General features: G+C 63.2%; 32 protein-coding genes. 19 read left to right on the forward strand and 13 right to left on the reverse strand.

The window, feature by feature from the left end; all coding sequences use genetic code 11:
• Positions 1-44: 44 nt before the first annotated feature.
• Positions 45-953: an alpha/beta hydrolase family protein gene (locus PM2_RS01930; protein WP_016713468.1), complete on the forward strand. Its 909-nt coding sequence runs from the start codon at positions 45-47 to the stop codon at positions 951-953.
• 46 nt (positions 954-999) lie between these two features.
• Here the strand turns inward: PM2_RS01930 and PM2_RS01935 are convergent, their stop codons facing one another.
• From PM2_RS01935 to PM2_RS01950, 4 genes are all read right to left on the reverse strand, one after another.
• The gene (locus tag PM2_RS01935) at positions 1,000-1,341 is read right to left on the reverse strand and encodes a HopJ type III effector protein (RefSeq protein ID WP_016713469.1); all 342 of its coding nucleotides are present in this window, start codon (positions 1,339-1,341) and stop codon (positions 1,000-1,002) included.
• Positions 1,334-1,630 (reverse strand): DUF1244 domain-containing protein, encoded by a 297-nt coding sequence (locus tag PM2_RS01940; RefSeq protein ID WP_012274156.1) that lies wholly within the window; start codon positions 1,628-1,630, stop codon positions 1,334-1,336. Before PM2_RS01940 ends, PM2_RS01935 begins: the two co-directional genes overlap by 8 nt.
• Positions 1,631-1,639: 9 nt before the next feature.
• Positions 1,640-2,332, reverse strand: a complete 693-nt coding sequence (gene folM / locus PM2_RS01945) for a dihydromonapterin reductase (protein WP_028698644.1) — start codon at positions 2,330-2,332, stop codon at positions 1,640-1,642.
• A gap of 77 nt (positions 2,333-2,409) precedes the next feature.
• Positions 2,410-2,970, reverse strand: a complete 561-nt coding sequence (locus tag PM2_RS01950) for a putative antibiotic biosynthesis monooxygenase (protein WP_016713470.1) — start codon at positions 2,968-2,970, stop codon at positions 2,410-2,412.
• 218 nt (positions 2,971-3,188) lie between these two features.
• Between PM2_RS01950 and PM2_RS01955 the strand changes: the two genes are divergently transcribed.
• The gene (locus PM2_RS01955; protein ID WP_028698643.1) at positions 3,189-4,124 is read left to right on the forward strand and encodes a MerR family transcriptional regulator; all 936 of its coding nucleotides are present in this window, start codon (positions 3,189-3,191) and stop codon (positions 4,122-4,124) included.
• On the opposite strand, the gene PM2_RS01960 is transcribed toward PM2_RS01955, so the two are convergent.
• Positions 4,109-4,714, reverse strand: a complete 606-nt coding sequence (locus PM2_RS01960) for a hypothetical protein (protein WP_028698642.1) — start codon at positions 4,712-4,714, stop codon at positions 4,109-4,111. The genes PM2_RS01955 and PM2_RS01960 overlap by 16 nt on opposite strands.
• 59 nt (positions 4,715-4,773) lie before the next feature.
• On the reverse strand, positions 4,774-5,202 hold the full coding sequence (locus PM2_RS01965) for a PAS domain S-box protein (RefSeq protein WP_016713473.1): 429 nt from the start codon (positions 5,200-5,202) through the stop codon (positions 4,774-4,776).
• A gap of 116 nt (positions 5,203-5,318) precedes the next feature.
• On the opposite strand from PM2_RS01965, the gene PM2_RS01970 reads away from it, so the two are divergent.
• Positions 5,319-5,774: a flavodoxin gene (locus tag PM2_RS01970; protein ID WP_016713474.1), complete on the forward strand. Its 456-nt coding sequence runs from the start codon at positions 5,319-5,321 to the stop codon at positions 5,772-5,774.
• Positions 5,775-5,799: 25 nt separating this feature from the next.
• Here the strand turns inward: PM2_RS01970 and PM2_RS01975 are convergent, their stop codons facing one another.
• A complete protein-coding gene (locus PM2_RS01975) occupies positions 5,800-6,681 on the reverse strand; it encodes a LysR family transcriptional regulator (protein ID WP_028698641.1) in 882 nt (293 codons plus the stop codon).
• 98 nt (positions 6,682-6,779) lie between these two features.
• Here PM2_RS01975 and PM2_RS01980 point away from each other — a divergent pair, with 98 nt between their 5' ends.
• The 4 genes from PM2_RS01980 (at position 6,780) to PM2_RS01995 (ending at position 9,950) form a co-directional block, all read left to right on the forward strand.
• Positions 6,780-7,166, forward strand: coding sequence for a CidA/LrgA family protein (locus tag PM2_RS01980; protein ID WP_028698640.1), 387 nt, complete (start codon positions 6,780-6,782; stop codon positions 7,164-7,166).
• Complete coding sequence (locus PM2_RS01985) at positions 7,156-7,842, forward strand: LrgB family protein (RefSeq protein ID WP_016713477.1); 687 nt, start codon at positions 7,156-7,158, stop codon at positions 7,840-7,842. The genes PM2_RS01980 and PM2_RS01985 overlap by 11 nt, the downstream gene beginning before the upstream one ends.
• A gap of 176 nt (positions 7,843-8,018) precedes the next feature.
• Positions 8,019-8,924 carry an alpha/beta fold hydrolase gene (locus PM2_RS01990; protein WP_016713478.1) on the forward strand — a complete coding sequence of 302 codons (906 nt, stop codon included), beginning with the start codon at positions 8,019-8,021 and terminating at the stop codon, positions 8,922-8,924.
• Between the two features lie 114 nt (positions 8,925-9,038).
• A complete protein-coding gene (locus tag PM2_RS01995) occupies positions 9,039-9,950 on the forward strand; it encodes an SDR family oxidoreductase (protein ID WP_016713479.1) in 912 nt (303 codons plus the stop codon).
• 272 nt (positions 9,951-10,222) lie between these two features.
• On the opposite strand, the gene PM2_RS02000 is transcribed toward PM2_RS01995, so the two are convergent.
• Positions 10,223-11,005, reverse strand: a complete 783-nt coding sequence (locus tag PM2_RS02000) for an IclR family transcriptional regulator (RefSeq protein ID WP_016713480.1) — start codon at positions 11,003-11,005, stop codon at positions 10,223-10,225.
• Positions 11,006-11,179: 174 nt separating this feature from the next.
• Between PM2_RS02000 and hmgA the strand changes: the two genes are divergently transcribed.
• From hmgA to maiA, 3 genes are read left to right on the forward strand one after another with little or no spacing between them, the layout of a single operon-like run.
• Positions 11,180-12,481 (forward strand): homogentisate 1,2-dioxygenase, encoded by a 1,302-nt coding sequence (hmgA, locus tag PM2_RS02005; protein WP_028698639.1) that lies wholly within the window; start codon positions 11,180-11,182, stop codon positions 12,479-12,481.
• 3 nt (positions 12,482-12,484) lie between these two features.
• On the forward strand, positions 12,485-13,777 hold the full coding sequence (gene fahA, locus PM2_RS02010; RefSeq protein ID WP_016713482.1) for a fumarylacetoacetase: 1,293 nt from the start codon (positions 12,485-12,487) through the stop codon (positions 13,775-13,777).
• Between the two features lie 12 nt (positions 13,778-13,789).
• Positions 13,790-14,422, forward strand: a complete 633-nt coding sequence (maiA, locus tag PM2_RS02015; RefSeq protein WP_016713483.1) for a maleylacetoacetate isomerase — start codon at positions 13,790-13,792, stop codon at positions 14,420-14,422.
• Here the strand turns inward: maiA and PM2_RS02020 are convergent.
• Positions 14,416-15,222: a SirB1 family protein gene (locus tag PM2_RS02020; RefSeq protein WP_028698638.1), complete on the reverse strand. Its 807-nt coding sequence runs from the start codon at positions 15,220-15,222 to the stop codon at positions 14,416-14,418. The two genes, maiA and PM2_RS02020, sit on opposite strands and share 7 nt — an antisense overlap.
• Before the next feature lie 123 nt (positions 15,223-15,345).
• On the opposite strand from PM2_RS02020, the gene PM2_RS02025 reads away from it, so the two are divergent.
• Positions 15,346-16,365, forward strand: a complete 1,020-nt coding sequence (locus PM2_RS02025) for a Leu/Phe/Val dehydrogenase (RefSeq protein WP_025753991.1) — start codon at positions 15,346-15,348, stop codon at positions 16,363-16,365.
• A gap of 62 nt (positions 16,366-16,427) precedes the next feature.
• Here PM2_RS02025 and PM2_RS02030 read toward each other — a convergent pair whose 3' ends face one another.
• Positions 16,428-16,691 (reverse strand): YebG family protein, encoded by a 264-nt coding sequence (locus PM2_RS02030; protein WP_028698637.1) that lies wholly within the window; start codon positions 16,689-16,691, stop codon positions 16,428-16,430.
• A gap of 222 nt (positions 16,692-16,913) precedes the next feature.
• Here PM2_RS02030 and PM2_RS02035 point away from each other — a divergent pair, with 222 nt between their 5' ends.
• Positions 16,914-17,384, forward strand: coding sequence for a phosphate-starvation-inducible protein PsiE (locus tag PM2_RS02035; RefSeq protein WP_016713487.1), 471 nt, complete (start codon positions 16,914-16,916; stop codon positions 17,382-17,384).
• Between the two features lie 3 nt (positions 17,385-17,387).
• Here PM2_RS02035 and PM2_RS02040 read toward each other — a convergent pair whose 3' ends face one another.
• Together PM2_RS02040 and PM2_RS02045 are read right to left on the reverse strand one after the other, a co-directional pair.
• A complete protein-coding gene (locus tag PM2_RS02040; protein WP_016713488.1) occupies positions 17,388-17,678 on the reverse strand; it encodes a DUF3509 domain-containing protein in 291 nt (96 codons plus the stop codon).
• A 121-nt stretch (positions 17,679-17,799) separates the two neighbouring features.
• Positions 17,800-18,147, reverse strand: a complete 348-nt coding sequence (locus PM2_RS02045; protein WP_016713489.1) for an HPF/RaiA family ribosome-associated protein — start codon at positions 18,145-18,147, stop codon at positions 17,800-17,802.
• 328 nt (positions 18,148-18,475) lie between these two features.
• On the opposite strand from PM2_RS02045, the gene PM2_RS02050 reads away from it, so the two are divergent.
• From PM2_RS02050 to PM2_RS02075, 6 genes are all read left to right on the forward strand, one after another.
• Positions 18,476-18,781 (forward strand): DUF3649 domain-containing protein, encoded by a 306-nt coding sequence (locus PM2_RS02050; protein WP_028698636.1) that lies wholly within the window; start codon positions 18,476-18,478, stop codon positions 18,779-18,781.
• Entirely contained in the window at positions 18,778-20,352 is a 1,575-nt protein-coding gene (locus PM2_RS02055) for a PepSY-associated TM helix domain-containing protein (RefSeq protein WP_028698635.1), read from the forward strand. The genes PM2_RS02050 and PM2_RS02055 overlap by 4 nt, the downstream gene beginning before the upstream one ends.
• Positions 20,352-20,678 carry a DUF3325 domain-containing protein gene (locus PM2_RS02060; RefSeq protein WP_028698634.1) on the forward strand — a complete coding sequence of 109 codons (327 nt, stop codon included), beginning with the start codon at positions 20,352-20,354 and terminating at the stop codon, positions 20,676-20,678. The genes PM2_RS02055 and PM2_RS02060 overlap by 1 nt, the downstream gene beginning before the upstream one ends.
• A 4-nt stretch (positions 20,679-20,682) precedes the next feature.
• The gene (locus PM2_RS02065; RefSeq protein WP_028698633.1) at positions 20,683-21,258 is read left to right on the forward strand and encodes an RNA polymerase sigma factor; all 576 of its coding nucleotides are present in this window, start codon (positions 20,683-20,685) and stop codon (positions 21,256-21,258) included.
• Positions 21,255-22,235 carry a FecR family protein gene (locus PM2_RS02070; protein WP_016713494.1) on the forward strand — a complete coding sequence of 327 codons (981 nt, stop codon included), beginning with the start codon at positions 21,255-21,257 and terminating at the stop codon, positions 22,233-22,235. Before PM2_RS02065 ends, PM2_RS02070 begins: the two co-directional genes overlap by 4 nt.
• A gap of 136 nt (positions 22,236-22,371) precedes the next feature.
• Positions 22,372-24,762, forward strand: coding sequence for a TonB-dependent siderophore receptor (locus tag PM2_RS02075; RefSeq protein WP_028698632.1), 2,391 nt, complete (start codon positions 22,372-22,374; stop codon positions 24,760-24,762).
• A gap of 90 nt (positions 24,763-24,852) precedes the next feature.
• Here PM2_RS02075 and PM2_RS02080 read toward each other — a convergent pair whose 3' ends face one another.
• On the reverse strand, positions 24,853-25,728 hold the full coding sequence (locus PM2_RS02080; RefSeq protein ID WP_028698631.1) for a helix-turn-helix transcriptional regulator: 876 nt from the start codon (positions 25,726-25,728) through the stop codon (positions 24,853-24,855).
• Between the two features lie 185 nt (positions 25,729-25,913).
• On the opposite strand from PM2_RS02080, the gene PM2_RS02085 reads away from it, so the two are divergent.
• The coding region (locus PM2_RS02085) for a DMT family transporter (protein WP_042131200.1) at positions 25,914-26,634 on the forward strand (721 nt) is incomplete at its 3' end.

Raw genomic sequence — 26,634 nt, forward strand, 5'->3', positions numbered from 1 at the left:
TAAAATCTTTGCTAGTTTTGGCGCACAACAACAGGGAATGCGCCATGAGCAGCCTCACCCAACCCGCCACAGCCTTTCGCCACCCCGCAGCCGACGGTTACAGCCTCGGCGGTTTCTGCTGGCGCCACGCCCAACCAGACCCCCAGCGCCCGCTGGTGATCATCAACGCTGCCACTTCGGTACGCTGCCGCTATTACTCACGTTTTGCCGACTTCCTGTTTGCCCAGGGCTGCGATGTGCTGACCTACGATTACCGGGGCATCGGCGAATCCCGCCCAGCTTCGTTGCGCGGTTTTCAGGCTTCATGGAGCGACTGGGGCAGGCTCGATTTCGAAGCCATGCTAACGCATGCTGCCGCGCATTTCCCTGGCCAGCCGGTGGATGTGGTAGGGCACAGTTTCGGCGGCTGCGCAGTGGGCCTGGCGCCATCTGCCAGCCGGGTGCGCCGGGTGGTGATGGTGGGCGCGCAGTTCGCCTATTGGCCCGATTATGCGGCTGAGCAGCGCTGGCAGCTGTTTGGAAAATGGCATGTGGTTATGCCGCTGTTGACTCGGGTATTCGGTTACTTCCCCGGCAAGCGACTGGGTTGGCTGGAGGATACGCCATCTGGCGTGGTGCACGACTGGACCACACGAACCCCGCGTTATGAACACCGGCCCAGCGGCCGTGAACTGAAAACGCTACCGTTCGCCCAGGTGCGGGCGGCAACCCTGGCCATCAGCATGACCGATGACCCCTTTGGCACCGTCGCGGCCACCGAGCGTTTGCTGAGTTATATACAGGGTGCCCGGCACCTGCGCATCGCGCCTGTGGATATCTCGGTCGAGGAAATTGGCCACTTCGCGTTCTTCCATGACCGCTTTCGCGAAAGCCTGTGGCCGGTGGCCTTGCAGTGGTTGCAGCAGGGCCGTTTGGCAGCGGAGGTCCCGGGCAGGTTTCACGGTCCCCTGTAGGAGCGGCCTTGCGCCGCGAAAGGGCCGCAAAGCGGCCCCGGCTATCTCAAGCCTTGCGCGAAAGCGGCTGCCCGGCAAACTTCACCCCGGCCAGCCCATGCTGGATCAGCGCCCGGATATTGCCATGGTCGCTACCCTCAGGCGTGGCAACCACATCCCGGTAGTGCTCGCCAAAGGCCAGCAGCGCTTCCTGGTCGCTCAGCCCTTCCAGCAGTGCCAGGCCCAAAGTCTTGCACGAACCTTCGTTCTGCCCAGCGGCATTTTCCACGCCACCATTGTTGAAGGCCTGAGGCTGGTAGCTGTAGTGGTCGGCAATGAACGCCAGGGTATCGGCAAATACATGCTGGCCGCTGGCCAGGCTGGCGCGCAGGGTGTTCAGATCAGTCACGAGGTTTTCCTTTTTCGAACGCCGCTTGTTGTTCGGCGCTGGCTTCTTTCTGGTGTTGGGCTTTCCACTCGGCGTAGGGCATGCCGTACACCGCTTCGCGGGCGTCATCCAGGCTCAAGTCGAGCTGGCGCTCGTCCGCTGCGGCCTTGTACCACTTGGACAGGCAGTTGCGGCAGAAACCGGACAGGTTCATCAGGTCGATGTTCTGCACGTCGGTGCGCTTTTGCAGGTGTTCGACCAAGCGCCGGAACGCGGCGGCTTCGAGTTCGAGCTGTTGCTGTGGGGTCATGGGCTTATCTCAAGTCATGCGGTTTTTCAGGTGGCGGCCACCGTTGATGACCACCTGGCTGCCGGTACTGTACTGGCTGGCGAGCAGGTACTTGACGGTCTCGATCAGCGGGCCGGCGCCGGGTTCGAATTCCAGCAAGGCCTTTTTCAGGGTTTGCTGGCGGTAGGCTTCATCGCCCCCTTCCTTGAGGATCAGCAGCCCGGGCAGGATACCGTTCACATGCACCTTGGGCGCATATTTTTCGGCGAACGACAGCACCATGTTCTGCAGCGCGGCCTTGGTGGCGGCATAGCCGATGTGGCTCTTGCTGCCACGTGAGGACGTTTCGTCGCAGATGTGGATGATGTCGGCCTTGTCCACCTTGGCCAGCAGGTCGCCCAAGGCCAGGTTGAGGTGGTAGGGCGCTTCGACGTGCAGGCGGAACATGGTTTCGAGGTTGTCGAGCCCGTCATCCAGCCACAGCGAGGCATTGTGGATGATGGCCCGCAGGCCGTCGTAATGGCTGTGCAGGTGATCGATCAGGGCCTGGCGGTCGGCCGCCTGGCACAGGTCGGCCTGGAACTGCACAATGTTCGGGTGGGCCGTCTGTGGCTGGACACTGCGGCTGGCACTGACCACCGTATGGCCGGCCTGTGCCAGTTCAAGGGCCAAGGCCAGCCCGACGCGCTGGCTGGCTCCGGTAACGAGAATGGGGCTGTTCATGTTCGGGCGGTCAACTTGTCTGTCCTTTGGTTGCCACCCAGCATACCCGAACTGTTTCCCTATTGTATGGCCTGCCCTCAGCGGCTGCGCAGGGCGCCAGAGGGCGTTGGGGTGGCATGCAGCCAACCGGCCAGCAGGCGGGTGGACAGGGGGATGAACAGGTAGACCATCACGGGTGTCAGCGCCAAGGTGCTGAGCAGTACCCGGGGCACCAGGTCCAACGCTGCCAACCAGTGGCCGAACAGCAGGTTGAACAGCAACGAGACCGGGAAGAATGCCAGCCAGATCGCCACAGCCTGTTTCCAACGGGGTGGTTTTTGCACCGTGTTGGTGCCAAACCAGTCGTCGATACCACTTACGCGCGCCTCTTTGGGGCGTTCGAACAGGCCGTTGCCGCGTTGCAACCAGGCCCGGCGCGAGGCGGAGTATTCCCAGGCATGCAGGGTGGGCTCGTCGCTGAAGCGAAAGATGATCTGGAATTCGTCGCCATCGCGGGGCGGCGCAAGGATGCCCGAGCCGAGGTAGCCGGGAAAGTCGGTGGCCAGCTGCTCGCCTTCATGCAACCAGGCCAGCAAGTCCTGGTAGCGGCCATGGGCGGCGCGGCGCGACACCATCAGGGTGACGGGTGGGGTAGACATCGTGTATCTCCTGGCAACGGGGCTGGCGGGTAGCTGGCCCCTTTGGCTGTGTGGCCCGGGGTGGTGGGCAACACAGGCGTGCATGCAAGAATCGGGCACGGATTATCGCGTATCTGCAATATTCGGCAAACCCCGGGCGGCAAACGGTTGCACCCTGCGACTCGCGCCGTCGTAGTAGAATACCTGTTCAACTTCCGCACGCAGGGTACCCCTTGCAGATGAACGAACAGGGACGTAATCCAGTGATCGATGCGAGTTTTGAACAGCAGGAGTTGTTTCCAATTCGTGAAGTTTCCCGTCTGACCGGTGTCAACGCTGTGACCCTGCGGGCCTGGGAGCGTCGTTATGGCCTGATCCAGCCAATCCGTACCGACAGTGGCCACCGCCTGTATTCCCAGGCCGATATCGATGAGATCCGCCGTATCCTCGGGTGGCTGGAGCGCGGTGTGGCAATCAGCAAAGTGGGCAGTATTCTTGCGCGTGGCCATGCTCTTGCCGGCCAGGCCGGTGATGCGACGGACGCTTGGCTACGCTGGCAGCACCAGATCCGCCTGGCGGTGCAGCGTTTCGACGTGGCGGGCCTTGATCTGCTTTTCCAGGAGGTGTTTGCCGCCAGCACCCTGGACCAGGTTTTCAGCGAAGTGTTCATGCCTGTGTGGCACGACATGGCAGTCCGCCAGGGCGGCTATGGGCAGGCCAGTGAATGGCTGTTCTTTGACCAGTTCCTGCGCGGTCGGGTCTTCGCTCGCTTGCAGCTTGCCCATGTGCCGCGTAGCCGCACCGTGCTGTTGGCGCCATTACCGGGGCAGTGCCATGAGCTCGAGCTGCTGGTCACCAGCTTGATCCTGGGCAGCGACGAAACAGGTGTGACCCCGTTGGCGAACGGGCAGCCACTGCAGGAGTTGGCGCTGGTTTGCGAGCGCCTGAAGCCGGATGCCTTGGTGCTGTTTTCCCATCAGCCGCCTACCGCAGAGCTCATTCGGCACCTGGCTCGCCTGGCGGCAGTATTGGACTGCCCGTTGTTACTGGCCGGTGAGGCGGCGGAAGTGGCACAGGCCAGCCTGGCTGGCAGTGCTATCGCCTGCCTGGGAGCGCAGGGTAGTGTCATGCGCCAGCGGTTGCGGCAGTTTCTGGCAGGTCAGCTAGATACCTGAGTGTGCAGGTCGGGGTGGGCCTGGAGGATGTAGTCGCGCAGACGCTCGATTTCTTCGGGCGGGCTTTGGCTGAGGTCATAAGCCGCCAGGTCCGGGCCAATACGCCGGCCCAGTACGCCGTGCAGTTCGATCGGGCTGATGCCGCCGGGGGCGAAGCGCAGTTCGAAGCGTGCGGGTGGCGAGGGCAGGTCACGGACTTCCAGCAGCACACCTTTGAAGGAAATATCACGTACCCACAGGCCGCTGATCTCGTCATGGGCATCGAGCAGTGCGCTCGGCTGGTCCATCGACAGGCGCCAAGGGCGCAGCATGGGGCCGTCTTCGTAGATTTCCGGTGAACCCAGTTGCAGGTGCAGGGCGTGGAACTCGTCTTCTACCAATTGCAGGGGGAAGCTGATCTGTTGGTTGTTGAACTGGGCCTGCAAGGTAACCTGTTCGTTCGCCACCAGCCGGGTAAGCAGGCTCTGTATGCGGCGGTCGCCATTGACCAGCAGGCTCGACATGGAGTCGGCCACGTTCAAATGCGGCGAATGTTGCATGTTCTGGATGAAATCCAGCTCGTCCTGGGTCAGGAGCACGTCTGCTTGCATGATCGAACTCGGTGGTGGCGATTTCTTCATCGGGATTGACCGTGCATGGCGTACTTGGTTCAAGCGCGTTCGTCGGGTTTCGGACGAGCGCACAGTTCCGCCAGTTGCCGTTCCAGTTCGACCTGGCGGCTGACGTCTTTTTGGATACCGATGAAGTAGGTGCGCTGGTCAGCGGCATGCCTTACCGGGGTAATCGACAGCTCGTTCCAGAAGGCGCTGCCATCCTTGCGGTAGTTGCGCAGCACTTCGCGACAGGGGCGGCCTTCGGCCAAGGCCCTGCGGATACGTGCGCGGCCAAGCTGGTCACGGTCGTCAGCCTGCAGAAAGCGGCAATCCTGATAGAGGATTTCATCGCGGCTGTAGCCGGTCAGGCGTTCGAAGGCAGCGTTCACGTAGATCAGGATGGTGTCGTCGCCTTCCTGTTCGGCAACCACGATCCCGTCATTGGACGCATCGACCATCGATTGCAGCAATTGCGCATTGATCATGTTCGGGCCATTGGGCAAAGAGGGGCTGAGGACGGCGACTTTGGTAGAGGCGGCCTTTTGCCAGCGCTGGATGCTAGTATCCTACGTTTTCACTCAGTTTCGGAATCCTCTACCCGATGAAAGTCGCCATTATTTCCGGATCGGTCTATGGCACCGCCGAAGAAGTCGCCCGTCACGCTGAAACGCTGCTCAAGGCAGCGGGCCTGGAGGCCTGGCATGCGGCACGTGCCACCCAGCAGGATCTTGAAGGTTTTGCCCCCGACGCCTTGCTGGCCGTGACCTCGACCACCGGCATGGGCGAACTGCCGGACAACCTCATGCCGCTGTACAGCACCCTTCGCGATACCTTGCCTGCGGCCTGGCGTGGTCTGCCGGGGGCGGTGATTGCACTGGGTGACTCCAGCTACGGTGATACCTATTGCGGCGGTGGCGAGCAGATGCGCGAGCTGTTTGCCGAATTGGGTGTGCGTGAGGTGCAGCCGATGCTGCGCCTGGACGCCAGCGAGACGGTGACCCCGGAGGCGGATGCCGAGCCATGGTTGGCTGAATTGGCAATCGCACTGAGAGCCTGACCCTAAGGCCGCATAAAAAAGCGCGTCAGGCGTGAGGTTCGCGCAACAATGCCAACCACGCCTGCGCCGCCCGTGACAGATAGGCCCCACGCCGCCAGATAAAGGCGATGTCCCAGCGCAAATCCCCCGGCGAGCGGAGCGGCAAACGCACCACCCCGGGGCGCTCCAGCGCTTTTGCCACCACTCGGGGCAGCAACACCACACCCTGGCCTGCCGCCACCAACGCCGCCAAAAAGTCTGCCTGGCCACTGCGGCCGCCTTCTTTCGGGGTAAAGCCCTGTTGCTGGCACGCCTTCAGCAGCCGGTCGTTGAGCACGAAACTGCGTTGATACAACAGGAACGGTGTATCGGCCAGTTGCCCCAGGTCCACCCCGTCCAGGCTCGCCAAGGGATGCCCCGCCGGTAGCAGGGTATCCATTGGCTCGTTGCAGAACGGCTGGTAGTCGAAGGTTTCATCGCTGGGTGTCAGGCTACCACCCAGTTCCAGCTCGCCACTCTTGACCGCCTGTTCGACACTGCGGCTACCGCCCTCCAGCAACTGGATCGCGATGTTCGGGTGACGTCGCCGGTATTCGGCAAAAAGCCCGGCGAACAAGGCGTCACTGCCCAACATCGGCAAGCCCAGGCGCAGTTCGCCGCGCTCCATCTGGCTGAGGTCGTCCAGTTCGTTGAGCAGCGCCTGGCGTTGGCGCAGCAGGGCTTCGCCGCGCTCCAGCACAATGCGCCCGGCCGCTGTCAGGTGCAGCTGGGAGGCCTGGCGTTCCAGCAGCGGCTGGCCCACATCTTGCTCCAGCTGCGCCACCTGCTTGCTCACGGCCGATTGACTGATGTGCAGGGTTTGCGCGGCCTGGGTAAAACCACCGCGGTGGACCACTTCGATAAAGCTGCGCAGCTGTTTGAATTCCATGCTCTGAATTCCATTCTGGAATGGCGATAAGTCTAACAATTCGCTTCTGGCCTAGGCAGCCAAATCTTAAAATGAGGGCCTGTCGAGGAACCCCTGCCATGAAACCCGCATTGTTGAAAAAAGCCCTGCGCCTGCTTGTCGAGCTGGCGATTCTTTGTGCCTTGTTTCTGCTGGGCGGCCAGCTTGCAACTTGGTTGGGTTGGCCGATCCCAGGTGGTGTGATGGGCCTGGCACTGCTGCTGATACTGTTCGCGTCCGGTATGCTCAAGCCGGCCATGCTGCAACTCGGCGCCGGCTGGCTGATGGCCGAGATGCTGCTGTTCTTCATTCCGGCGTTGATGAGCCTGCTGGACTACGGCTCGTTGATCCGTGAGGAGGGCTGGCGCATCTTGCTGGTGATCGCCGTGAGCACGCTGATGGTGATGGTGGTGACCGCGCTCACCGTAGAACTGGTGTGCCGCTGGAGGTTGCGCCATGAGCCTTGAACCCATGCCGCTGTTCTGGCTGGCCCTGACCTTGCTGGCCTACCTGGGCAGCCGCTGGCTGTACCGGCGCAGCGGGCGCTACCTGCTGTCGCCGTTGATCCTGGTACCGGTGCTGTTGCTGGCGGTGGCGGTGCCGCTGCACACCGCGTATGCCGAATATGCGCGCAATACCCATTGGTTGATGAGCGTGCTTGGCCCGGTGACCGTCGCCTTCGCGGTGCCCATCTGGCAGCAGCGGGCGATGCTGGCGCGCCATTGGCCGGCGCTGATGGTGGGCATGGTCGCCGGCAGCAGTGCTTCGATCGCCAGTTCCTGGGGGCTGGCGCACCTGCTGGCGCTGGACAGCGCGACCAGCCTGTCGCTGGTGCCGCGTTCGATTACCACACCGTTTGCCATGCCGTTGGCCCATGACCTGGGGGGCGTACCAGAGCTGACAGCGGTGTTCGTGATGTTCACCGGTGTACTCGGCGCCATGTTCGGCGGCGTGCTGCTGCGTTGGTTGCCGTTGCGCACGCCGCTGGCACGGGGGGCGCTGTTTGGTGTCGGTGCGCATGGTGCCGGGGTCAGCCGGGCGCAGGAGGTAGGCCGCGAGGAAGGCTCCGTGGCCGGCCTGGTCATGGTGCTGACCGGCTTGCTGAACCTGTTCGCGGCACCGTTGCTGGCCCTGTTGCTCTGACCGTTCGTGCCACTGACTCGCACAGTCATCAAGCTGGCTGGCAACGCAAGTTCCAGCCAGTGGGCTGCTGGCTAGACTTTGCCTCGACATAGAGAGCACATGTATGTGCCGAGGTGACATGCAATGACCGCAGCCTTGCCCTATCCCGTCCTTATCACTTCACCGGGTTACTTCTGATGCCTATGGCCGAAATTCCATTGTGCGTCTGGCGTACCCGGGGACAAAGCTTCAACTTCCGGGGCCAGAGCATCCGCTACTGGACCGCAGGGCAAGGAGAGCCCCTGCTTCTGTTACACGGCTTCCCCACGGCCAGCTGGGACTGGCACTACTTGTGGGGGCCTTTGACCCAACGCTTTCGGGTGATCGCTTGCGACATGCTCGGTTTTGGCGACTCGGCCAAGCCGGTCGACCACGCGTACAGCCTGATGGAGCAAGCCGACCTGCAGCAGGCCTTGCTCGGCCATCTGCAGGTCGACCAGCCGGTACACCTGTTGGCCCATGACTACGGCGGCAGCGTGGCCCAGGAACTGCTGGCGCGGCACCACGAACAGCGTGCCGAGATAGCCAGCTGCGTGTTCCTCAACAGTGGGCTGTTCCCCGAAAGCTGCCGCATGCTGCTGATCCAGAAACTGCTGCTTAGCCGGTTCGGCTGGCTGGTCGGGCGCTCGTTCGGGCGTGACGACCTGGTGCGCAACGTGACCCAGGTCTATGGCCCCTGCACCCACCCCAGCGAAAGTGCCCTGGATGATTTTTGGAGCCTGATCGCCGCCAACCGGGGCACGCGCATCCTGCACAAGCTGGTGAGCTATATCCCCGAGCGCAGGTTGCATCGCGAACGCTGGGTCGGGGCGATGCAGCGCAAAGGCGTACCCCTGCGCTTCATCAATGGCGTGGTTGACCCACTTTCCGGCGGGCACATGCTGGAGCGTTATCGGCAACTGGTGCCGGAGCCGGATACCGTGCAGTTGCAGGGCATCGGCCATTACCCGCACACCGAGGCGCCTGTGCAGGTCCTGCGCCACTACCTGGCTTTTCGTGAACAGCCGCTGAGCTATTACCCACAGAAGGTGGCGTGGTCCTGACCGGGCTTCATCGCCCTGCGTTATTGCCAGGCATTCAGCCTGCGTGAGCTTGATTGTCCGCCTGCCGCTGGCGGCGGACACTTGGCCCACCTGAACCTGCCTGGAGCCATGAGCATGAGCGAGCCTGTCCGTCTGCAAGATCGCGTGGTGATCGTCACTGGAGCCGGCGGTGGGCTGGGCCGCGCCCATGCGCTGCTGTTCGCCGCGCGGGGTGCCAGAGTCGTGGTCAACGACCTCGGCGGCTCTACCCACGGTGAAGGTGCCAGCGCCTCGGCTGCCGACCGGGTGGTGGAGGAGATCCGCGCCGCCGGTGGCACCGCCATCGCCAACCATGACTCGGTCAGCCAGGGCGCGCGTATCGTCGAGCAGGCCCTAGACAGCTTCGGCCGGGTCGATGTGCTGGTGAACAATGCCGGCATCCTGCGCGACAAGACGTTCCACAAGATGGACGACAGCGACTGGGAGCAGGTTTATCAGGTGCATGTGGAAGGGGCCTTCAAGGTCACCCGCGCCGCCTGGCCACACCTGCGCGAACAGAACTGGGGGCGGGTGATTTTCACCGCTTCTACCTCTGGCATCTACGGCAACTTCGGCCAGGCCAACTACGGCATGGCCAAGCTAGGCTTGTATGGGCTGACCCGCACTTTGGCAATCGAAGGGCGCAAGCACGGCATTCTGGTGAACGCCATCGCCCCTACCGGCGGCACCCGCATGACCGAAGGGCTGATCCCGCCTCAGGTCTTCGAGCGGCTCAAGCCGGAACTGGTCAGCCCGCTGGTGGTGTACCTGGGCAGTGAGCAGTGCCAGGGTACGGGCGAATTGTTCGAGGTGGGTGGCGGCTGGGTGGGCAAAGTGCGCTGGGAGCGCAGCCTGGGGGTAGGCTTTGATCCGCGCGAAGGCTTTACCCCGGAGCAGGTGGCGGAAAACTGGGCACGGATTGGCGACTTTGACGGGGCCGTGCACCCGCAGGACAGCTTGCAGGCGCTGCAGCAGATGATGGCGAACCTGCAGAAGTACCCACTCTAGAGCGCTTGCTGGGCACTTTGTGGGAGCGCATCAGCCAGCGAGAGCGCAGGTTTTTCGGGGTAAAAAAAAGGCCGCTGCAAGCCACAGCGGCCAATCGAGACGTTAGATCAAGGAGCTTCAAAATCTACGTCGGTGAACCTCGCAGGCCTGAAAGGCGGGGGGAAGAGCCCTTCATGCCGGCCAGTGAGTTAAGAATAAGCGCTTGATCCTGTGGGAAAAATAGCTGCTTATGACATTCACCTTTACGTATCGGGCAATAGTGCTGCAGGCGCTCACGCGGCCGGTGAATAGCCCATACGCCAGCTGGTCTCTCGCGCAGCCGCCAGCAGCCGTTGCGCCGCCGGCCCATGTTCGTCGGCATGAAAAATCGACGTTGGCCCGACCACGGTCATCACGGCCACAACCTGCCCCAAGGCATTGAACACCGGTGCCGACAACGCATCCACACCTGGCATCAGCAGGCCGTGCACATGGTGCAACCCACGGTCGCGAATGCCGGCCAAGACTGCCTGGTAGTCCTCTGCAGTGTGTTGCAGGGCGGCCAGCTCGCGGTCGCGCAAGTCCACGGTCTCGCGCTCGGGCAGATAGGCGGCGAACACCAGGCCGGTAGAGGATGTAAGCAGCGGTAGCACCGAGCCGATTTGTGTGACCACGGTGACCGCGCGCACTGCCGGTTCAATGCTGACCACGGTCGCGCCCTGGTTACCCCACACGGCAATGAAGCAGCTCTCGTTCAGTTCATCGCGCAATTGCGACAGCGGCAGGGCGGCAATCTTCAACACATCGATGCTGCCCAGCGCCGCCAACCCCACCCGCAATGCTTCGCGCCCCAAACCGTAGTGGTTGGTGGCGCTGTCCTGCTCCGCAAAACCACTGGCAATCAACGCCTGCAGGTAACGGTGCACCTTGCTCGCCGGCATTTGCACATGTTCCGCCAGGCGTGACAGCGATGTGGAAGGGGACAGCTCTGCAAGCGCCTTCAGGATGTCGGTGCCGACCTCCGCCGAGCGGACTTTCTGCTTGCCGTTGTCGGCGGGGGAGCTGGCTTTGGTCATGGGCATCTGCTTCCGGATTCTTCAAGTCGGGCCTTTATAGCTTGACGCCAAGCGCGGGGCAAATTACGTTATTCGTAATCTGATTACGATAAAAACAATGCAGACGCGCTGCCACCCCACACCGGGCCAGCAGCCAGCTGCCCGCAACGGCTCGGCCAGAGCCCGGAGGCATCGATGAATCGCGACACCTCACCCGACCTTCACTACCTCAGCGGCTTCGGCAACGAATTTGCCAGCGAAGCACTGCCAGGGGCTTTGCCGGTCGGGCAGAACTCGCCGCAGAAGGCGCCCTATGGGCTGTATGCCGAATTGCTCTCGGGCACGGCGTTCACCATGGCCCGCAGTGAGCTACGCCGTACCTGGCTTTATCGTATTCGCCCGTCTGCACTGCACCCACGTTTCGAGCGCCTGGCGCGCCAGCCGTTGAGCGGGCCGTTGGGTGGGATCAACCCCAACCGCCTGCGCTGGAGCCCGCAGCCGATCCCTGCCGAACCGACCGACTTCATCGAGGGCTGGCTGCCGATGGTGGCCAACGCGGCGGCGGAAAAACCGGCCGGTGTGAGTATCTACATCTACCGCGTCAACCGTTCCATGGAGCGTGTTTTCTTCAACGCCGACGGTGAACTGCTGCTGGTGCCGGAAATGGGCCGCCTGCGCATTGCCACCGAACTGGGCGTGATGGAAGTTGAACCGCTGGAGATCGCGGTGATTCCACGCGGCATGAAGTTCCGTGTCGAACTGCTCGATGGCCAGGCCCGCGGCTACATCGCCGAAAACCATGGGTCGCCGCTGCGCATCCCGGACCTGGGCCCGATCGGCAGCAATGGCCTGGCCAACCCGCGTGACTTTCTCACTCCGGTGGCGCACTACGAAGAGGCCGAAGGGCCAGTGCAACTGGTGCAGAAGTTCCTGGGCGAGCACTGGGCTTGCGAACTGCAACATTCGCCGCTGGATGTGGTGGCCTGGCACGGCAGCAACGTGCCTTACAAATACGACCTGCGCCGCTTCAACACCATCGGTACCGTCAGCTTCGACCACCCGGACCCGTCGATCTTCACCGTGCTGACTTCGCCGACCAGCGTACATGGCCTGGCCAACATGGACTTCGTGATCTTCCCGCCACGCTGGATGGTGGCCGAGAACACCTTCCGTCCGCCATGGTTCCACCGCAACCTGATGAACGAGTTCATGGGCCTGATCAACGGTGCCTACGATGCCAAGGCCGAAGGCTTCCTGCCGGGTGGCGCCTCATTGCACGGGGTGATGAGCGCCCATGGCCCCGACGCCGAAACCTGCGAAAAGGCCATTGCCGCCGACCTGGCGCCGCACAAGATCGACAACACCATGGCTTTCATGTTCGAGACCAGCCAAGTGCTGCGCCCGAGCCAGCAAGCCCTTGAATGCCCGCAATTGCAGGCCGACTACGATAGTTGCTGGGCCACCTTGCCGAGCACCTTCAACCCGAACCGGAGATAACCCATGAACCACACTGCCAATGCCCGTAGCTGGGTCGAGCACGCCAACGGGCACAGCGACTTTCCGCTGCAGAACCTGCCGATGGGTATTTTCAGCCGGCCGGGTGAAGCCAAACGCTGTGGCGTGGCTATCGGTGACGCGATCCTCGACCTGGAAGCGGTGCTGGCCGCCGGCCTGTTCGACGGTGCTGCCAAGGCTGCCGTCGAAGCCACCCGCGGTGGCGCGCTGAACGCATTCTTCGCCTTGGGCCGCAGCGCCCGTGTGGCGCTGCGCGAGCGTTTGCAGGCCCTGCTTGGCGAGCACAGCGAACACCAGTCGGCGTTGAAGCCGGCGCTGATCCCGGCCAGCGACTGCCAACTGCATGTGCCCGCGCAGATCGGTGACTACACCGACTTCTACGTCGGCATCGAGCACGCCAAGAACGTGGGCAAGCTGTTCCGCCCCGATAATCCGCTGCTGCCCAACTACAAGTACGTGCCGATCGGTTATCACGGCCGCGCCTCCACCATCCGCCCATCGGGCACCGATGTGCGCCGGCCCAAAGGCCAGACCTTGCCGGCCGGGCACACCGAGCCGAGCTTCGGCCCTTGCGCACGCCTGGACTACGAACTGGAGCTGGGCATCTGGATTGGCCAGGGCAATGACATGGGCCAGGCGATCCCGGTAGGCGACGCCGCCGAGCACGTGGCCGGCTTGTGCCTGCTCAACGACTGGTCGGCGCGCGATATCCAGGCCTGGGAATACCAGCCACTGGGACCGTTCCTGTCCAAGAGCTTCATCACCACCATTTCCCCCTGGGTGGTCACTGCCGAGGCGCTGGAGCCGTTCCGCTGCGCCCAGCCGGCGCGCCCGGAAGGCGACCCGCAGCCACTGTCGTACCTGCTGGACAAGCGCGACCAGGCCGCCGGTGCCTACGATATCGAGCTTGAAGTGCTGCTGCTGACCCAGCGCATGCGTGAGCAGGGCGTTGCTCCACACCGCCTGACCCTGAGCAACACCCGCAGCATGTACTGGACCGTGGCGCAGCTGGTGGCGCACCACAGCGTCAACGGCTGCCAGCTGCAACCAGGCGACCTGTTCGGTTCGGGCACCTTGTCGGGGGCCACGCCAGGGTCGTTCGGCAGCCTGCTGGAGATCACCGAGGGCGGCAAGCTGCCGGTGGAACTGGCCAGCGGCGAGGTGCGCAAGTTCCTCGAAGACGGTGACGAAATCATCCTGCGTGCCCGCTGCACGCGCGACGGCGTGGCCAGCATCGGCTTCGGCGAATGCCGTGGTACGGTCATCGCGGCCAACTGAGGAGGGGCGGGCATGGAGCTGTACACCTATTACCGTTCCACCTCGTCCTACCGGGTGCGCATTGCCCTGGCACTGAAGGGGCTGGCTTACCAGTCCCTGCCGGTCAACCTGTTGCAGGGTGAGCAGCGTGGGGCGGACTATGTCGCCATTAACCCGCAGGGCCGCGTACCGGCCTTGCGCACCGATGACGGTGAATTGCTGGTGCAGTCACCGGCAATCATCGAGTACCTGGAAGAGGTTTATCCACAGCCCGCGTTGCTGCCGGCCACGGCCGAGGCGCGTGCCAGGGTGCGTGGTGTAGCGGCAATCATTGGCTGCGACATCCACCCGCTGCACAACGTGAGCGTGCTCAACCGGCTGCGCCAGGCCGGGCAGGACGAGGGGCAGGTCAATCAATGGATCGGCCACTGGATCAGCCAGGGGTTAGCGGCAGTGGAGCAACTGATTGGTGATCAAGGCTTTTGTTTCGGTGATCGACCGGGGCTGGCGGATGTGTACCTGATCCCGCAGCTGTATGCCGCCGAACGCTTCAACATCGACCTGAGCAGCTTCCCGCGTATCCTGCGGGTTGCCGCAATGGCCGCCGGGCATCCGGCGTTCACCCAGGCCCACCCCGCCCAGCAGCCGGACAGCCCGGCTCAGTGAAGCGAACGGTTCGCCGCCGGAAGCTTGCCGATGCGTTCGGACAGCTTCAGGCGCTGGGCCGGATCTTCAGTCAGTAGCAGCGCATGCTCCAGGTCGAAGCGCTCGGCCTGTGGGCAATCCAGGTGCTGGTACAACGAGGCGCGGGTCATGTAGTCACTGACCTGCACCGGCCCCAACTGCATGACCCGTTCGGCATCGATCAACGCCGCCAGGTGGTTGTCGTTGCTGATGTGCAGCTGGCGCAGGTTGCGTGACAGGCGTTGCAGCATCTGCAGCGGGGTGGCACTGCGCATGTGCTCGGCCGTCAGCGCAACATGCGGCCCGAACTGGCGGGCCAGCAGCTCACGGCAATCGTTGGGGTACAGGCGCCGGCCACCGCAGGGATCGAGCAGGTGGTCGGCACCCGGTACACGCAGCAGGAAATGGCCAGGAAAGCCCACACCCTCCAGCGGAATGGACAGGCGTTCGGCCAGTTCCAGGGCGAGTATGGCCAGGGTCAGCGGTTGGCCACGGCGGCGTTGCAGCACTTTGTCCATCATCGCCGCCTGCGGGCGCAGGGGGTGGTACTCATCCTGCTGGAAGCCCAGCGCATTGAGCTGGCGCAGCAGCGGCTGGGCCAGTTCGCACAGTGGCAGCATCGGCAGGTGGGTGCTGATATCGCGCTGCAGGTCTTGCAGCACGGCAAGGCTGGCTGCGGGCTCGACACTCCGGTCGTGCTCGGCGGCAATCCACAATGCGGCTTCCAGCAGGGCGACAGGCTCGCGTTCCAGGCAGGCCAGGCAGGCTTGACGTGGCTTCATGGGGCTTCTCCACACACGCTTGAGTATTAGCCGTGGCGCGGGGTTTCGTCCAGTGGTCCGGCGGCGGCACCAGCTTCAGGGCGGTGCCTATACTGGAGGGAGCACCTCATGGGGGGCCTGTCGATGTTCGCTCTGATGCAAAGCACCCGTACCCAGTCCTTGCACCTGTTCAACGACCCGCCTACGGGTCTGAAAGCGGTTGTGGCGATCCACAGTGAGCAACTGGGCCCGGCCATGGGCGGGTGCCGGTACCTGCCTTATGCCGATGACGAAAGCGCCATGACCGATGCCATTCGCCTGGCCCAGGGCATGAGCTACAAGGCGGCGTTGGCGGGCTTGCCACTGGGTGGTGGCAAGGCGGTGATCATGCGCAACCCGCATGTGGAAAACCGCGCCGCACTGTTCGAGGCCTTTGGCCGCTTCATCGATACCTTGCATGGACGCTTCATCATCGCCGTGGACAGCGGCACCTCGACCCTGGACATGGACTGCATTGCTCAGAGCACACCCCATGTGACCAGTACCACCGCATCGGGTGATCCCTCGCCACATGCGGCGATGGGGGTGTTCGCGGGTATTCGCGCCACCACCTCGTTCCGGCTGGGCAGTGATGACCTCAGAGGCCTGCGAGTGGCGGTGCAGGGCTTGGGCAATGTCGGTTTTGCGTTGGCGGAGCAACTGCATGCAGTGGGCGCGGAGTTGCTGGTCAGCGACCTGGACCCAGGACGTGTGCGGCTGGCGATGGAGCAGTTCGATGCCAAGCCTGTAACCAACGATGCGTTGATCAGCACCCCTTGCGACATCTTCGCCCCTTGCGGCGTGGGGCCGGTGCTGAACGGGCAAAGCGTGATGCAGTTGCGTTGCGCGGCGGTGGCGGGGGCGGCGAACAACCAGCTGACCACCTTGCAGGTGGCCGACCAGCTGGAGTCGCGCGGGATATTGTATGCGCCTGATTACGTGATCAATGCCGGTGGGTTGATCTACGTGGCGCTGACTCATCGTGGCGAGGACTTGGGCACTATCACCGCGCACCTGGCGCGGATACCGTCACGGCTGACCGAAGTGTTCGGCCATGCCCAGGCGGAGAAGCGCTCGCCGGCGCGGGTGGCGCAGATGCTGGCGGAGCGGTTGCTCTACGGCTGAATGCTGATGCTGGCGTTACTGGCCTCTTCGCGGGCTTGCCCGCGAAGCAGGCACCGCCGATCTCACTCGGTAGCACCATCTTCCAGCAACTCGGCCAACGCATCCGGCTGGCTCTTGAACGCCCGGGCAAACACATCGCGGTTCTTGGCCATGTAGATACCGGCTTCCTCAACCTGCTGCTCAGTCAGCGACGGCACCGCCTTGTGCAGCACTTCGGCCAGGCGCTCGGCCAGTTCGAGCATCTTGTCGTGACGGTCTGCTTCGGCCTTATCCATGAACAAGCGCTCCGGGTCGCGGCTGCTGCGGTACACCACTTCGACGGCCATTCATCACCTCTATGCCTTTTTGCTGGTTGCGTTGCAGTTTACTGTATGCGCATACAGTAATGGCATTGCCATCATCGCGCAACCTGATTCTTCAGCCTGCCCACACGTGCCTTGCGGCAATCGGACGCCTTCCAAGCCAAGGGCCTGGCCCTTTAACTGCATGGCACAAGCGTCACACCGGTGACGCATCATCCTTAAAGACGTATCGGGGAATGGAACATCGTGAACATCAAATGGGCAGACAAGCTACGCAAAGGCCTGCATGGTTCGGCCGACTCGCTGGGCAACCTGTGTGTCGAGGCCTTCCATTACCTGGCGCTGTTCGGCATTGGCGCGATTACCGCCTATGCGGCGGTGGTCACCTTCCTGGACATGCTCGGCAAGGGCGGGGTCAGTGTCGATGACATCCTGCTGCTGTTCATCTACCTGGAGCTGGGGGCCATGGTCGGCATTTACTTCAAGACCAACCACATGCCGATCCGCTTCCTGCTGTACGTGGCCATTACCGCGCTGACCCGCCTGCTGATCGGCGATGTCTCGCACCACAAGGCGCCGGACGAGGGGCTGCTGTACCTGTGCGGCGGCATCCTGTTGTTGGCGTTCTCGATTCTGGTGGTGCGCTACGCTTCGTATCGCTACCCCTCGACCAAGGTGCTGGATGCCAACGGCAAGGAAGTGGAGGAGGGCAAGTAGCCCTCAGTTGGCAACGACGTGGCGCGGCGCGTGACGGGCGTCGCGGGTCAGCGCGGCCAGCACTTGCATGGGGTTCTGGCTGAATTCGATGGCCAGGCCCAGGCGAATGCTGTCGATCACCCGTTGCAGGCGCGCCGGGTCGTTGCGCTGGGCCTGGGTGATGAGGCGCTTGGCGACCACGCCGGCGTCGTCGGACAGGGTCAGCATGATGCTGCCGTCAAGGTTTGTGATGCTCAGGTTGACCCGGTATTCGGGGGCGAATGCAGCACTGATTTTTTCGAACGGGTTGTTCATGGTCGTGCTTCTGCAGTGAATGAGTGCAGAGGTTGACTGGCAACGCGGCGGGTTGGTTCAGTGCCATTGATCGCTACAAACAAAAACGCCCGGCTTCAAGCCGGGCGTTTTGCATTGCCGATCAGGCGTCTGGATCACTCAGCTCCAGGGCGCCGCGCTTGCTGCGCAACTTGCCGTAGAAGTGTTCCAGCGCGTGGGTGAGCTTGGTGGCGGCACCGTCGACTGCCTGGTCCAGCGAAGTGGCGGTGTGGGTCACGGAAATCGGTTGGTGGCCTTTTGGGCGAGCCTCCATCTGGCAGCGTTTGTCATGCGGTCCGGGCTTGGCGCCGTTTTCGTCGCGCAGGTGAACCTCGATGCGGGTGAGGTCTTCTTCGTAACGTTCCAGCGAGTTCTGCAGTGTGCTGCGGACCCACTGATCGAGCCGGGCGTTGCCTTCGAAATGATTGCTGCTGTTGACCTGGATTTGCATGATTCAATCCTTATTCAGCTTGCTCGCATGGAGGCGCGCCTAGGCCCTTGAGACCCTTGGAATTTCTGCGCCTCTTGACTCTAAGGTCAGGCAACTGCGGGATGAATTCAAGCCCTTTCTGAAAATAAATTTCTTGTTGCAAAAGGGGGCTACAAAGCGGCCCCCCATTTGCTACAGGTCAGAACTCCACCGACGTCTGCCCAGTGCACGGCCTGCTCGGCCACTTGCGGGGAAAACGAGGCGTTCACAGGGCGAAGTAGCAGCAGGCTTTGCTTATGAGAATTGAAATCATTAGTATTGCACCCCCGAAAATGCCCGGACCTTCGCCATGACGCGCAAAACCGCCGGTCTCCCGCTCAGTTACCGGCTGGGCGTTGCCTCACGCAGCCTGGCCGCGCTGCTGGGCGGCTACTTGCTGGCGTCGATGGCCAGCGTCTGTATTGCATTGGTGGCGCCGTTGCCCAAGGTCGATGCCACCCTCACCGGCCTGTTGCTGTCGTTCGTCTTCTACCTGCTGGGGTTCATCTGGTGCTTCGCTTGCCGCAACGCCTGGCGTGCCTGGCTGGGTGTACTGGCGCCAAGCCTGTTGTTGGGCCTGATCAGCGGCGTCGCCTACTGGATGAAAAACCCATGAAAGAAGGCTTTCGCCAGGCGATGGCCTGGCTGCACACCTGGACCGGCCTGATCTTCGGCTGGCTGTTGTTCGCCATCTTCCTCACCGGCACGCTGTCGTATTTCAAGGAAGAAATCACCCACTGGGCGCAGCCCGAAGTGCGCAGCCATGCTCTGGATCCGCTCAACAGCCTGGGTGTGGCCCAACGTTACCTGCAGGACAATGCCGGGCATTCTGGCACCTGGTTCATTCGCATGCCCAACGCGCGCGAGGCTGCCTTGAGCGTGGGCTACCGCGACCCCAATGGCGGGCCACGCGGGTTCGTGAGTAAAACCCTCGATACCCAGACCGGTCAGCCGGTTGAAGCGCGCGACAGCCGCGGTGGCGAGTTCTTCTACCGCTTCCACTTCCAGCTACAAATGCCTTACCCGTTCGGCCGATGGCTGTCGACCTTCTGCGCGTTCATCATGCTGTTGGGGCTGGTCACCGGCATCATCACGCACAAGAAGATCTTCAAGGAGTTCTTCACCTTCCGCCCCGGCAAGGGCCAGCGCTCCTGGCTGGACGGGCACAACGCGATCGGTGTGTTGGTGCTGCCATTTCACCTGATGATCAGCTACAGCAGCCTGGTGCTGTTCATGTACATGGTGATGCCGGCTGGCATCATGGCCAGCTATGGCAATGACACCGACAAGTACTTCAACGACCTGTTCGGCCGCGACGATGCGCCCAAGGCGGCCCATGTGGCTGCACCGCTGGTGCCGTTGCCCAGCCTGTATGCCCAGTTGCAGGCACTGCAACCCGGCGCGCGTATCGGCAACATCCAGGTGCAGAACCCGGGCGACAGCAATGCCCGCGTCACCTTCACGCAATCGTCTGCCGACCATGTGGCTTATCGGCGCAGCGCCAACTGGACCTTCGATGGCGCCAGTGGCGAGCTGCTGAGCCAGGGCAAGCCAGAGAGCGGGGCAATGATGACCGCCTTCAGTTTCGCCGGGCTGCACATGGGTAACTTCGCCGGCCCTTGGTTGCGCTGGCTGTACTTCTTCTTCGGTGTGGCCGGTACTGCGGTGATCGGCACCGGGCTGGTGATGTGGTTGGGCAAGCGCCAGCTCAAGCACGCCAAGAGCGAGCGCATACCGGGTGAGTTGCGCCTGGTCGAGGTACTCAATACCGCCAGCATGAGCGGCTTGCTGCTGGCGGTGGCAGGTTTCTTCTGGGCCAACCGCCTGGTCCCGATAGGCGTCGAAGGCCGGGGCGACTGGGAGGTCAATGCCTTCTTCATCGCCTGGGGCCTGTCGCTGGTGCATGCGGTACTACGCAGCGGGCGCAGGGCCTGGGGCGAGCAACTTGCGTTGGGTGCGCTGGCCTTTGCCTTGCTGCCGCTGCTCAACGGCCTGAGTACCCACCGCGGGCTGAACCATTCGCTGCTGGAGGGTGACTGGGCCATGGCCGGCTTCGACCTGACTGCCCTGGCCACCGGGCTGTTCCTGGCCTGGCTGGCCGGCAAGATGCTGCGCAGCCCCAAGCCGGTTGCCAAGCGCCCACGCGCAGTAAAAAAGCCGGGCACTGAAACGGCGGAGGTGAGTTGATGCTGGGTAACGCACTGCTCGCATTCGCAGGTTTTGTCGCCCTGTGCCTGGCCATGGAAAAACACTTCAGCGACCTGCTCGGGCGCAAGCCGCGCCCTGGGCAATTGCGGCTGTTGCGCAGTGCTGGATGGCTGTTGCTGCTGTTGTCGCTGGTCCTCAGCATGCACTTGCGTGGCTGGGCCTACGGCCTGGTGGAGTGGATGGCGGTGATGATGGCCGGGGTAACCCTCTGGGTGTTCGGCCTGCCTTACCAGCCGCGCCTGCTGCTGGGCCTGGCCGCAGCCAGCGTGGTGCTCGGCCCGTTGCTGGCCGTGTTTGCTGTGTGAAGCCGTGAGCGAGCAGAGGGACATCATCGAACCCGACGCCGACAGTGCCGGCGGGCGTACACGTTTCGTCCAGGTGTTCCAGGCCCAGCGGGCACGCATGGAAGCCCTGGTCAGCCGACGGGTCGGCTGCCGCGCCACGGCATCGGACCTGGTTCAGGAGCTATTTCTGCGCTTCTGGCGGCGCCCCGAAGTGAAGGTCGAGGCGCTGGACACCTACTTGCTGCGATGCGCAGATAATCTCGCCATCGACCACCTGCGCAGTGAAGGCAGCCGCGAACGCGTGGCCGAAGCCGCGTTGCCGGTGGACGAAGTGGCCACGGCCCAGGCGCCAGAGCAGGCCCTGGAAGTGGACCACGACCTGCAACGCATCGAAGCCGCCTTGCGTGCGTTGCCCGAGCGCACCCGGCAAATTTTTTTGCTCAACCGTATTCACGGCTGCAAGTACGGCGAAATCGCCAAGGCCATGCAACTGTCCCAGAGCGCCGTGGAAAAGCATATGATGCGCGCCCTTGAAGCGTGCAAGGCCAGTGTTGCCGAGCCCGCTCCCACTCCACGCCGGCCAGGGAGCGCCCGTCGATGAGCAGCATGCCCCCCATCACCGAGGCGCAATCCCAGGCCGCCCTGCAGTGGCTCAGCCGCATCAACGAGCAGCCCGCGCAAGCCGAAGGGGCGGCGTTCAAGCGCTGGCTACTGGCCGACCCTGTTCACCGCGCCGCCTATGAACAGGCTCAGCTGTTGTGGCAGAAAAGCGCCGGCCCGGCGCAGCGGTTGGCCAACGAAGAACAGCAAGCCCTGCAACGTTACCTCGATGCCATGGCCAGGCCGCCGGCCCGTGGTCCGTGGAGGCGTGTGACGGCGATGGCGATGGCGGCCTGCCTGGTGCTGGCCGTGGGTGTTGCCGGTGGCTGGCACCCGGGGTACTGGTTGCAGGACCTGCAGGCTGACTACAGCAGTGCCGGGCAGATTCGCCAAGTGACCTTGGCTGACCAGTCGCAGGTCACGCTGGATGCCGGTAGCGCCATTGCGGTCGATTTCGCCAAGGGGGAGCGCCGTGTGCGGTTGCTGCATGGCGCAGCGTTTTTCCAGGTGACGCATACCGGCGAGCCGTTCCTGGTGGAAGCTGCCGGTGGCGAGGTACGGGTGCTGGGTACCCAGTTTGAAGTGCGCGAGCAGGGCGAGGGCGCCCAGGTGACGGTGCGCAGCGGGCGTGTGGGGGTTAGCCCTGCGCAGGGCACGTTGGCACGTGAACTGACTGCCAACCAGCAGGTGAACTACAGCGCAGGCAGGGTAGGCGACACCCTGACGGTGGACAGTGACAACCGCCTGGCCTGGCGCCAGGGTTGGCTGAATTATTACCAGGTACCGCTGGCGCAGGTGGTTGAAGATATTGGGCGCTATTACCCAGGGCGCATCCTGTTGCTGGATGGTGAACTGGGACAGCGCAAGGTCAGCGGCAGTTTCCCGGTGGGCGAACCGTTGCTGGCGCTGGATTCGCTGGGCAAGGTGATGGGCTTTTCGCGGCAGACCGTGCTGGGGCGGTTGACCCTGATTCGGTAGTTGCCTGTACTGGCCTCTTCGCGGGCACAGGCAAAATATTTTTCAAAAAGCGGGTGAGGTAACAGGACGTGGCATCCGTGTAATGAGTGGAAGTGCGATTCATTCGCAGTCATCACCCTCTCACAGGTCAGCGTCCATGAAGTTCTCTCCGCGTTGCGTCCCTCTCTGGTTCGGCCTTGCCATGCTCCCGGCCGTTGCTGTTGCTCCCCTGGCCAGTGCCGCCGAGCAACAGCAGACCTATGCCTTCGCCCAGCCGGCCCAGCCCCTGGCCCAGGCGCTCAACGCCTTCAGCCGCACCACTGGCCAGAGCGTGGTCTACACCTTGGAACTACCGGGCGTGCAGGCGCCGGCACTGAACGGCCGATTCAGCGCCGAACAGGCCCTGCAACAGCTGCTGGGCAGCACCGGGTTGGCCTGGCGCCGCGTCGACGCACGTACGCTGACCCTCGAAACCGCAGACACCTCCGGCGCCCTCAACCTGCAGGCCACCACCGTGACCTCGCAAATGGACGTGTACAGCTATCAACCGCCGACCACCGCCTCGATCATGCGCGGACAAGGCCCGAACCAGGACATTCCCCAGGCCATCAACGTGGTACCGGCCCAGGTCATCCGCGACCAGGCTCCGCGCAACCTCGACGATGCCCTTTACAACGTCAGTGGCATCACCCAGGGCAACAACTTTGGCGGCACCTCCGACACGGTGATGAAACGCGGTTTTGGCGACAACCGCGACGGCTCGATCATGCGCGACGGCATGCCCATCGTGCAGGGCCGCAACCTCAACGCCAGTACCGAGCGGGTCGAAGTGCTCAAGGGCCCGGCTTCGCTGCTGTATGGCATCCAGGACCCGGGTGGGGTGATCAACGTGGTCAGCAAGCGCCCGCAGTTGCAGCAGTACAACGCCCTGACCGTCCGTGGCTCCACCTACGGCAGCGGCAAGAACGGCAGTGGCGGCGGGTTCGACAGCACCGGCGCGCTGGGCGACAGCAACTTCGCCTACCGCCTGATCGTCGACCACGAGGATGAGGACTACTGGCGCAACTACGGCGTACACCGCGAGTCATTGGTAGCGCCGTCGCTGGCCTGGCTGGGCGAAGACACCCAGGTGGTGCTGGCGTACGAGCACCGCGAGTTTCTCTCGCCCTTCGACCGCGGCACCGCGTTCGGCAACAACGGCCATCCGCTGAACATCCCCGCCACGCGGCGCCTGGACGAGCCGTTCAACGACATGGAAGGGCGGTCTGACCTGTACCGCCTGGAAGTCGACCACCAACTGGCCGATGACTGGAAGCTGCACTTTGGCTACAGCTTCAACCGCGAGACTTATGATGCCAGCCAGGTGCGGGTGACCGGGGTCAACGAAGCCAAAGGCACACTGACTCGCAGCATCGACGGCACCCACAACGCCATGAGCCGTGACCAGTTCGCCACCTTGAGCCTGGCGGGCAACGTGGAGTTGGCCGGTATGCAACACGACCTGCTGTTCGGCGTCGACCATGAAGACCGCAAGATCTTTCGCGGTGATCTGATCCGCCAGACTGCGCAATCCACGTTCAGCTATGTGAACCCGGTCTACGGCCAGGAGGTGGAGGGCACCACAGTAAGAGCCAGTGACAGTGACCAGACAGACAAGCTGCGCACCGATGCACTGTTCGTGCAGGATGCGCTGCACCTGGACGACCACTGGATCCTGGTGGCCGGTGCCCGATTCCAGCAATTCGACCAGTACGCAGGCCGTGGCCGTCCGTTCACGGCCAATACCGATAACAGCGGCCAAGCCTGGGTGCCGCATGCCGGCATCGTCTACAAGGTCGATGACCAGCTGTCGTTCTATGGCAGCTACAGCGAGTCGTTCAAGCCCAACTCCAGCATTGCACCGCTGACGGGCGGCGTGGTGCTGGACTCGTCGGTTGCACCCGAGGAAGGCAAGTCGTGGGAGCTGGGCGCCAAGCTAGACATGCCCGGTCGCCTGACCGGTACCCTGGCGCTGTTCGACATCACCAAGCGCAATGTGCTGGTTTCCAACTTTGATGCCACCACGAAAGAGACGGTGTACAGCAACGCCGGCGAGGTCAGCTCGCGTGGCGTGGAGCTCGATCTGACGGGGCAGCTGAGCGAGCACTGGAGCCTTATAGGCAGCTACGCCTACACGGACGCCAAGGTCACCAAGGACCCGGACCTGCAAGGCAACCGCCTGCAGAACGTGGCCAAGCACAGCGGTTCGTTGTCGGCCGTGTACGACTTCGGCAGCCTGTTCGGGGGCGACAAGCTGCGGATGGGCGCAGGTGCGCGTTATGTGGGTGAGCGCGCGGGCAACTCGACCAACACCTTCGACCTGCCGTCCTACACCGTGGCCGATGCGTTCGCCAGCTACGAGACCAAGCTGGATGAGCACAACGTGCGCTTGCAACTGAACGTGAAGAACCTGTTCGACAAGGTCTACTACAGCTCGGCGGTGAACCAGTACTTTGTGGCAATCGGGGATGCGCGGCAGGTGAGCCTGTCCAGCACTTTCGAGTTTTGAGCCAGCCTGTACCGGCCTCTTCGCGGCTAAAGCCGCTCCTACAGGGAGCGCGCCCGCCTCAAGAGCAACGCTTTACCTGTGGGAGCGGCTTTAGCCGCGAATGGCCGAACGGTACTCGCCAGGTGTTGCGCCCAGCGCCTGGCGGAACCGGTTGCTGAAATGGCTGGCACTGGCAAACCCGCACATCAAGGCAATTTCCCCCAGCGGAATTTCCCCCAGCCGCAACAGCTGGCGGGCCCTGTTCAGCCGCCGGGCCAGCAAGTACTGGTGCGGCGGTAGCCCGAAACTGGTGCGGAACATGCGCGCGAAGTGGTATTCGGACAGGTTGCAGCGCAGGGCCAGTTCACCCAGGGTAATCGGCTGGTCCAGGTGCGCCTCGATGTACTCGACCATTTGCCGGCGCAGGTTCGGCGCCAACCCACCTTTCAGGCGCAGGCCCTGGCGCAGCCCGACCTGGCTGAGCAATGCATGGTCGACAATCTCGTGCGCCAGGCTGCTGGCCAGCAGGCGCTCGCCGGGCTCGTCCCAGTCCAGGGTAATCAGTTGGCGAAAGCGCGCGGCTTGTTGCGGGTCGTCGAGAAAGGTCGCTTCCTGTAATTGCAGTTCACGCGGCTCCCGGTCGAGTAGGCGCACGCAACCCAAGGCGAATTGCGCCTCGCTGACATACAGGTGTGCCAGGCGGATTGCACCATTGACCACCCAGTTCGATTCCTGCCCGGCCGGCATCACGCACAGCTTGCCCGGCGCGCCCTTTTCGGCCGGGCGCTGGCGGCGGAAGGTGCCGGTGCCGTCGGCGATGTAGCACGACAGGGTGTGATGGGTCGGTGCCTGATAATCGCGGGCATCGTCCCGGTTGCTCCACAACGCCGCCGCCAGCCCATCGCCCAGGTGCGCGCTCAGCTCCAGCCGGGCGTGGGGCGAGGCGTGCATGGCGTTGAACACTTGCAGCTGCGTGAGTGGGGTCATGGGCGAATCCTCTTGCCAGCCATCCTACTGCGGCTGTGGTCGAGTGACATCCACCAGGGCAAGAAAAGCGCAAGTTTGTGCAAGCAGGCAAACGCTGATCGGAAGAACACTGGCGATCCCTGTGGGAGCGGGCTTGCCCGCGAAGCGCCGGGCACCGATCTTGAAAGGCCCAAGGAACCACCGCCATGAACCTGTCACTGTACCTGCTCACTGTCCTGATCTGGGGTACCACCTGGATCGCCCTGAAGCTCCAGCTGGGTGTGGTCGCGATCCCGGTCTCGATCGTTTACCGCTTCGCCCTGGCCGGGCTGATCCTGTTCGCCTTCCTGCTGCTCACCCGCCGCCTGCAACCCATGAACCGCCGTGGCCACCAGATCTGCCTGGCTCAGGGCCTGTGCCTGTTTTGCGTCAATTTCATCTGCTTCCTCAGTGCCAGCCAGTGGGTCGCCAGTGGCTTGATCGCCGTGGTGTTTTCCACCGCTACCCTGTGGAATGCGCTCAATGCACGGATCTTCTTCGGCCAGAAGATCGCCAGCAATGTGTTTGGCGGCGGAGCCTTGGGCCTGCTCGGGCTGGGGCTGCTGTTCTGGCCCGAGCTGTCACACCACACCGCCAGCCGCGAGACCTTGTACGGCCTCGGCCTGGCCTTGCTCGGCACGCTGTGCTTCTCGGCGGGTAACATGCTATCGAGCATGCAACAGAAGGCCGGGCTCAAACCCATGACTACCAACGCCTGGGGCATGGTCTACGGGGCGGCGATGCTGGCGGTGTTTTGTGTGGTCAGCGGCGTGCCGTTCAGCATGGAGTGGAATGTGCGCTACATCGGCTCGTTGCTGTACCTGGTGGTGCCAGGGTCGGTGATTGCCTTTACTGCCTACCTGACTCTGGTCGGGCGCATGGGGCCGG

Origin of the sequence: Pseudomonas monteilii NBRC 103158 = DSM 14164 (genome assembly GCF_000730605.1) — a bacterium.
GTDB classification, from domain to species: domain Bacteria; phylum Pseudomonadota; class Gammaproteobacteria; order Pseudomonadales; family Pseudomonadaceae; genus Aquipseudomonas; species Aquipseudomonas monteilii.